At 64.9% G+C, this 1,101-nt stretch carries 2 protein-coding genes; both read right to left on the bottom strand.

The genetic code is table 11. From position 1 onward, the window contains the following. Positions 1-19 precede the first annotated feature (19 nt). Complete coding sequence (locus JQC81_RS32460) at positions 20-589, bottom strand: IS630 family transposase (RefSeq protein WP_203275866.1); 570 nt, start codon at positions 587-589, stop codon at positions 20-22. Further along, positions 567-1,067, bottom strand: coding sequence for a helix-turn-helix domain-containing protein (locus tag JQC81_RS32455; RefSeq protein ID WP_203275865.1), 501 nt, complete (start codon positions 1,065-1,067; stop codon positions 567-569). Before JQC81_RS32455 ends, JQC81_RS32460 begins: the two co-directional genes overlap by 23 nt. Between the last annotated feature and the right edge of the window lie 34 nt (positions 1,068-1,101).

Genomic DNA, 1,101 nt, shown 5'->3' with positions numbered 1-1,101 from the left:
CTAAGTACAGCGTCGGAACTCATGTGGGATGTGCACCGATGATGGTGCGCACCTTGTCCGGCGTGTTGTTGCAGCGGTCGAAGAAGGCTCTGGTGGCGGCGAGCAGGTCCTGCAGGGTGTCGAACAGCTCACAGTGCGTGACCTCGCGCCGGAACTGCCGCCAGAGCATCTCGATCGGGTTGAGCCACGGACTGTAGGTGGGCAGATACAGCAGCACGAGACGACCTGCGGCCCCTCGTAGCACCGCTTCCACCTCCTCGTCCTCATGCGTGCTGGCATTGTCCCAGGCCACATACACCGTCTTGTCGGGATGGTGATCAAGCAGCGCCTGGAGCAGTTCCGCCACCTCCCGCCGACGCTTGTGATGGCGCGTGATGACCAGGCTCTCGCCGGTGTGCCAGTTCACTGCCCCAAGGCCATAGCGGCGGGAGGGCTGCATCGGCGTAGGGATCATCACCTGCTGGCCTTTCGGACTCCACATCGCGCGTAGGGTCGGATGCCAGCTGATGTTGAATTCGTCGGCGTAGTAGAACACCGCATCGGGCTTTAGCCCATCGCGGGCGTCCTCAACCGTCTTTTTTGAGCGCATAATCAGGATCGGGGCTGGTGATCGTGTGCTGCGGCCGGCTCAGCGCCATGCCACCGGCTCGCAGGAGCCGCTGCACACTGGGCACACTCATTCTCAAGCCCGTCTCCCCGGCCAGATGATCGGCCAGCCGGGCGGCCGTCCAGAGGGAGAACGGCAGGCCCAAGGCACGTGGGCGTCGGCGCACGAGCTCCAGCAGACGGGCTCGGTAAGCGGGCGAGGCCTTCGGGGGTGTGCCCGAGCGTGAGGCATCGGCCAGACCGGCCGTGCCTTCCGCCGCATAGCGGACCAACCAGCGCCTGACTGTCTCCCCGTGCTGGCGCACGATGGCAGCAATCTCGGCCGCCACCAGACGACGCTCGGCCGAGAGCAGGATCATCAGGGCGCGAATACGCACCCGCGGGTCTGGACTGGTGTGATAAAGCTGGTCAAGTTCGCTCAGCTGCTCTGGGCTAAGCGCATCCAGGCAAATGGGGTGCATGGCGGCCTCCCGGCTGCTCCCACACCCCAACATA

The sequence above is a fragment of the Microvirga arabica genome (assembly GCF_016811235.1).
GTDB lineage: Bacteria > Pseudomonadota > Alphaproteobacteria > Rhizobiales > Beijerinckiaceae > Microvirga > Microvirga arabica.
The sequence above is the reverse complement of the archived record's forward strand: the minus strand, read 5'-3'. Positions and strand labels throughout refer to the sequence as shown.

Excerpts from the sequence above, each read along its gene's own strand:
- JQC81_RS32460 (WP_203275866.1), bottom strand. The coding sequence starts at position 589 with ATGCGCTCAAAAAAGACGGTTGAGGACGCCCGCGATGGGCTAAAGCCC.
- JQC81_RS32455 (WP_203275865.1), bottom strand. The coding sequence starts at position 1,067 with ATGCACCCCATTTGCCTGGATGCGCTTAGCCCAGAGCAGCTGAGCGAA.